Annotated in this window: 3 protein-coding genes; all 3 read right to left on the bottom strand. The window is 65.4% G+C overall.

Features of this window, described 5'->3' with window-relative positions; translation table 11 throughout:
- On the bottom strand, nt 1-2,467 hold a 2,467-nt coding region (gene dnaE / locus ACXAHD_RS20115; RefSeq protein WP_475052441.1), incomplete at its 3' end, for a DNA polymerase III subunit alpha.
- Nucleotides 2,468-2,568: 101 nt separating this feature from the next.
- Nucleotides 2,569-3,684, bottom strand: a complete 1,116-nt coding sequence (locus ACXAHD_RS20110; RefSeq protein ID WP_475052438.1) for a lanthionine synthetase C family protein — start codon at nt 3,682-3,684, stop codon at nt 2,569-2,571.
- Nucleotides 3,672-6,632, bottom strand: a complete 2,961-nt coding sequence (locus tag ACXAHD_RS20105) for a lantibiotic dehydratase (protein WP_475052447.1) — start codon at nt 6,630-6,632, stop codon at nt 3,672-3,674. The genes ACXAHD_RS20110 and ACXAHD_RS20105 overlap by 13 nt, the downstream gene beginning before the upstream one ends.
- Nucleotides 6,633-6,652: the final 20 nt, after the last annotated feature.

Genomic DNA, 6,652 nt, shown 5'->3' with positions numbered 1-6,652 from the left:
GGCACTCGGCCAGGTAGACGGCGGCCTTGTCCTTGTCGTCGCCGACGCTGGTCAGCAACGCGGCCATGTACTCGGCCGGGTAGTTGGCCTTCAGATAGGCGGTCCAGTAGGACACCAGGCCGTAGCCGGCGGTGTGCGCCTTGTTGAACGCGTAGTCGGAGAACGGGACCAGGATGTCCCACAGCGTCTTGATCGCCTCGTCGGAGTAGCCGTTGTCCCGCATACCCTGCGAGAACGGCACGTACTCCTTGTCCAGGATCTCCTTTTTCTTCTTACCCATCGCCCGGCGCAGCAGGTCCGCGGCGCCGAGCGTGTAGCCGGCCAGCTGCTGGGCGATCGCCATGACCTGCTCCTGGTAGACGATCAACCCGTAGGTGTCGCCCAGGATGTCGGCGAGGGGTTCGGCCAGCTCGGGGTGGATCGGCACCACCGGTTTGCGGTTGTTCTTGCGGTCGGCGTACTCGTTGTGCGCGTTGGCGCCCATCGGACCCGGCCGGTACAGGGCGAGGACGGCGGAGATGTCCTCGAAGTTGTCCGGCACCATCGAGCGCAGCAGCGACCGCATCGGCCCGCCGTCGAGCTGGAACACCCCGAGCGTGTCACCGCGGGCGAGCAGCTCGTAGGCGCGTTTGTCGTCCAGCGGCAGGTCCTCCAGGACCAGGTTGAGGTTCTGGTTGTCGGCGATCCCGGCCAGGCAGTCGTCCATCACGGTCAGGTTGCGCAGCCCGAGGAAGTCCATCTTCAGCAGGCCGATGGACTCACACGCGCCCATGTCCCACTGGGTGATGATCGCCCCGTCCTGCTCCCGCTTCTGGATCGGCAGCACGTCCACCAAGGGGTCGCGGGACAGGATCACCCCGGCGGCGTGCACCCCCCACTGCCGTTTCAGCCCTTCCAGGCCCTTGGCCGTGTCGACGATCTTGCGGACCTCGCCGTCGGACTCGTACAGCGCCCGGAACTCCACCGCTTCCGGGTAGCGGGGGTGTTTCGGGTCGAAGATGCCGGTCAGCGGGATGTCCTTGCCCATCACCGGCGGCGGCATCGCCTTGGTGATCCGGTCACCCATCGCGAACGGGTAGCCGAGCACCCGCGCCGCGTCCTTGATCGCGGCCTTCGCCTTGATCGTGCCGTAGGTGATGATCTGGGCGACCCGCTCCTCGCCGTACCGCTCGGTCGCGTAGCGGATCATGTCACCGCGGCGACGCTCGTCGAAGTCCATGTCGATGTCCGGCATCGACACCCGGTCCGGATTCAGGAACCGCTCGAACAGCAGGCCGTGCGGGATCGGGTCCAGCTCGGTGATGCCCAGGGCGTACGCGATCAGCGCCCCGGCCGCCGAACCACGGCCCGGACCGACCCGGATCCCCTCCCGCTTGGCGTAGTGCACCAGGTCCGCGGTCACCAGGAAGTAGCCCGGGAAACCCATCTTGAGGATCACGTCGAGCTCGTACTCGGCCTGCCGGCGGTGCCCGTCGGGCACCCCACCGGGGAACCGGCGTTCCAGCCCGCGCAGCACCTCGGCCCGCAGGAACGACTCCTCGGTCTCCCCGGCCGGTACCGGGAACTGCGGCATCAGGTCCCGGGACGCGAACAACGCCGAATAGTCGCCGATCTTCTCGGCGATCTCGAGGGTGTTGTCACACGCCCCCGGCACCTCGGCGTCCCACAGTTTCCGCATGTCCGCCGCGGATTTGAGATAGAAGTCCCGGGCGTCGAACTTGAACCGTTTCGGGTCCGCCATCGTCGAACCGGACTGGACACACAGCAGCACCTCGTGCGCGTCCGCGTCGCGTTCATGGGTGTAGTGCAGATCATTGGTCGCGACCGGTTTGAGATTCAACCGCTTACCGAGCCGGATCAGATCATCCCGGACCCGGGTCTCGATACCCAGTCCGTGATCCATCAGCTCCAGGTAGAAATTGTCGGCACCGAAAATGTCGCGGAATTCGGCCGCCGACGCGCACGCCTTCTCGAAGTCACCGATCCGCAACCAGGTCTGGACCTCACCGGACGGGCACCCCGTGGTCGCGATGATCCCCTTGCCGTACTCGTTCAGCAGTTCCCGGTCCGCACGCGGCTTGTAGAAGTACCCCTCCAGGCTCGCCCGCGAGCCCAGCCGGAACAGGTTACGCAGGCCGTCCGCGTCCGCCGCCAGCATCGTCATGTGGGTGTACGCGCCACCACCGGAGACGTCGTTCTCCCCACCCTCGGCCCACCGTACCCGGGTCCGGTCCCGACGGTCCGTCCCGGGTGTGAGATATGCCTCCAGGCCGATGATCGGTTTCACCCCGGCGCCGGTCGCCTGCTTGAAGAAATCGTACGCGCCGAAAAGATATCCGTGGTCGGTCATCGCCAGGGCCGGCATTTCCAGACGGTTGGCCTCGGCGAACAGTTCCTTCAACCGGGCCGCTCCATCGAGCATCGAATACTCTGTGTGCACGTGCAGGTGCACAAAACCATCGGACATGGCTAAGACCCCTTAGCTAGCGACGCCGTACGGTGGCCGAGAGAGCACACTATCCCCGTCGGCACGCCGGATGCGGCGGACCCGCCGACCGCGGCCTGGGGCTAGCAGAGAAGCAACGACCGGTCCCAGGCGACGGGCTGGTCCGGGTATGCGTACTGCAGCAGGGCCAGCGCGATTCCGGCCGTACTGGTGAGTAGTTGCGTGGAGCGGATCTCGCCGTCAGCGTGGCAAGCAGGCGCTGCGTCGGTAGAGGCGAGGTCGTCGATGATCTCCGCCGCGAGGCGGCCGGCCAATGCATCGAGGGCAGGAGACCGGTGATCAACCATGGTACGGCAGACGACCATCAGCAGACCGGCTCGTCCGTGACAGAGCGTTGACCCCGCGAAGGGCGGAATCGACGCGTCGGGGTCAGCCAATACGGTGAGAGCAGCGACGCCATCGTCGATCAACTGCTGATCGGCAAGGGCCCGTCCAGCGAGGGTAAGCGCGCGGCTGATGCCGGCGTTGCCGTAACACCATCCTGGTACGGCCGGTTTGGTGTCTACCGGGGATTCGAAGACCGTGGCGGGCCAGAGCCCATCGTCTCGACGGTGTCCCCGAAGCCATCGCGCGAGCGCAGCGATGGACTCGCCTTGTCCCGACACGGTTACTCCTCGTGCGTGGGACAGTGCGAGTAGCGCCAGCGGCCCCGTCATGCCATGCGCCATGCCCAGGTCTGCACGTACTCTGTGGACGACGCGAACAAGGAAGGTGAGGATCTCCCGCAACGGCTGCGTGGGGCAGTCCCCAGAGTCGAGCAGCAACCGGCCGACGCCGGTGATCCCGGAGATCAGATCGATGTCACGTTGGGTGACGTCCGCAGGTTGGCGCTCGTACCGGGTGACCAACGCGCGAGCGTGTCGGGTAAGCCGGTCGAGCCCTTCCCGGTATGTCGCGGTCCGGCGGCCGGTGGCGGCGGTGAGAGTGCTATGGGCGAACAGCAGTGCGCCCAGCCCGGACCAGGCGCCAGCGGGGACCACCGTCGGCAATGCTTGACCTGCCGATTCAAGCCGCCGCCTGGCGTAGGTAGCCGCCGTAGGCCTCCAGGGCAGGGTGACCGCGTGGACGGTGGCTGCTCCGAGGTGATCGGCGATCGCGTCGAAGCTGAGGCGGTGATCTGTTAGGCGGTCCGCGAGCGCGAGCGCGGTCTGCGCGCTGAGCGTCGTCAGGCTTGGCATGTCGTCGGCACCTCCAACACTGCGGTCAACGGTCGCCCGGTTCGCGCGCAGGTCTCGATAGCGTCTCGCACCAGTCGCAGTACCTGTGCCTCCATGCCCTGCTCGAGGCCTACCAACCGGTTGCAGTGCATATGAATCACGCTCCGGACGACATGGTTTCGGCGTTCAGACGTCAGTAGACCGAGCTGGCTGCCGTAGTGGCTGGCGACGGTGAGTCGTCTCCGCCACCGCGATGCGACCGGCCCGAGCCATTCCTCCAACCCGGACACAGCCAAGGCGCGTACCCGTGCTCGATGGTGGCCAGGATGACCTTTGATTCCGGCAAGCCAGCGCCGGTCCTCTGCTTTCGGAGCAAGTATCTGAAGGAGCCCGACTACTGACAACGCGGCTGTCACCACGGTGTTCCGCCCGCTGCTGATGTCTGCTAGGACAGCGTCGGTGTCGGCGCAAAAGAGCTCCTCCGCCGTCGTAATCAAGTCTGGGCCGCCGTACCGCTCGATCTCCGGATCGTAGGTGTCGAACCGGAATCCACCAGCAAGACCACCCTCGCGCAACCGACAGACCTGGTCGGCAAGCATGCCCAGCACCGTCCCCTGCCCGGCCCGAGTCGTTCGCACCCTGATTCGTAGACATGGACTGCCATGGTCGTGGTAGCGGACGAAAAACCATCTCTGGTGATGGCTGGCGAAGCCCTTCGCCAGGGCGGTGAGCACATGGTCCTGGCTGCGATGCGGAACTGGCAGCACCGCGTAGAGCCATCGCCCAGCCCCGGGCAGATGTTCCCCCGACCCGGCCGTACGCACCGGCCGGACGATGGAGGGCGACGCCCGCCCGTTGACCGTATGCGGTTCGGTTGGAACAACAGGGGCGACAATCTCCGCTACATGGTAGCCGTCAGGACCGCGCAACCACCCATCAGGCACATCCAGCACCTCCCGCACCCGGGTCACCCCATGCAGGTTGACCTCTCTGCGTAGCAGGCCGACTCCCTCCGAAGAGGTCAGATCCACTGGTACGCGCATGTCGGAGGCCCCGGCCTCCACCCGGTCAGGCAGGTCGGCCTCGCGCCGCCATCGATCGAGCGCCGACCGCCATTGCGCCGCGTCTCCGGCTGCCTGCATCACCGACGCAGGCAGGAGCCAACTCGCCGGTGTCAAGACGCTACGGCCAGCCGAGACTCGCGGCAGAAACGGGGCATACTCCTGCAGCAGCCTGCCCCACCGCCAGCCGTGGGGACGCGGCATATGCCCAATCTCGAGTAGAAACCGCGCCACGGCGGGGGCATGTCTGCGTCCGAGGCCATGACCGGCGACAGGAACCAGGCGCTCACCGTTTTGTGTCTGCACGTGCAGGCGACGTCCGTCAGAGAACACCGACAGATCTCGCACTGCGATGTCACCGGGCGCTATAGGTGCCCGGTCGACACAGATCTGCCGCCCCGATCTGCCACCTGCGCGCATCACGTTGGTCAGACGGGGCTGCAGCGGGCTGAACTGAACCTCCGCAAAACTGCTTCCCGCATCCCCGGTGCGATCCGACCTGACAGTCTCCTGCAGCGCCGTAGCCGCCTCTGGAATCAAATCCAGAAATCGGGCAAATCCCGCCGTTGCAGGAGCTTCGTTGAACCAGGGCTCCACTAACGTAAAGTCGCCGCGAGTCATCGCCCAGATATCGCGTGCAGCCAGTCTGGCGAACAGATCGCACGACTGCGGCGACTCCTCGGAAAGGGGAAAATCCTCCCACCAATCCTGAGCAACATCCTCGTCCAAGGAGACCTGAGTCGCGCCCCGCCCTGCCGCCCTAGCCCACAGTGCAAACATTTGCCCATCGCGTACGGTATTAACTGGCGACTGAGGCGACTGCAGCGGCCGGCCACCTGCGTATCCTACTGGAAGGCCGAGGCCACAATACTCATCAAGTACGTCCAGTACGGGTACCGCACGATCGAGCCCATACCGGTCGACAAACTCCCGATGGAAATCAGCCAGTGGATGTTCGTCGTGTACTCTCAGTCGCCACAACAGTCCTGCGATATTGCGCACCTCTTCACCGACGACGCGCGGTAGGCGAATCTCGGCATCGAATCGCGTGTCGACGCATACCTGGTGTCGCGCCGCTGCCACCAACTGCATCTGCTGCGTCAGTGCCCGGAACGCCGGCAGCCCGCTACCTAGCGGACGTTGGTCATACTCGCGAGCAAGGCGCGCAACCTCACGGACTTCGTTCACAATCGGCGAAGCAACCCTTCGCAGTATACCCTCGATCTCCCGTAATGAATCCCGATGATTGACAGCCCTGGTCAGCTCGCTGTGTAGAAACCCAGCCTTCAGTAGCTCGGACACGATAAGCAAACCCGAATCCGAGTCAGAACCTACAGCCTCGGCAAGCAACCGGGCAACAGCGACTTCCCGCTCCGCAGCATGCAGCACGGCAGCCGCAGAACCGACAGAGCCGATTGACACCTCCTGTAGCTGCGAAGATGCTCGGTCGTCAGGCTGGCGCCAACGCTGCAGCACTAATCGGCCGCCCCGATTCCGCAGTGTTGGGTTAACCGACACGTACAGTCCTGAGACAACAGAGAGATCTCGGTGCAGGCGCTCCACGAGCGCGACCAGCCATCCGCCATCTGGCAGCGTTCGCGTCTGGTGCGCCTCTCCACACAGGGCACGTACCCAAGGGCCTCCGATTCCGGCGGCGGCGACCCCGGAGAACAGGCCGAACGGGGTCGCGCGGAAAGTCATTCGCGCCGAATAGCCCGCTACCGCCAACGCGGTACGCCTCGCATCAGCGTGGTCCTCGCCGTCGGCAAGCTCCATTGCAGCGTCCAGATCCGGGCTAGCGACCGCGATCGCCTCCCGCAACACCGGGTTCACCGCCCCGTCCGAATGCCCCAATGATCGAGCCGTCACCGGTGCCAGCGGTGCCCGAACCATCGCGATCCTCGGCATGACAATCACAATCCGCCTCC

This window comes from Micromonospora sp. ABR4_055, from assembly GCF_056160425.1.
Note: the sequence above shows the minus strand (reverse complement) of the source record. Positions and strands in the feature narration are given on the sequence as shown.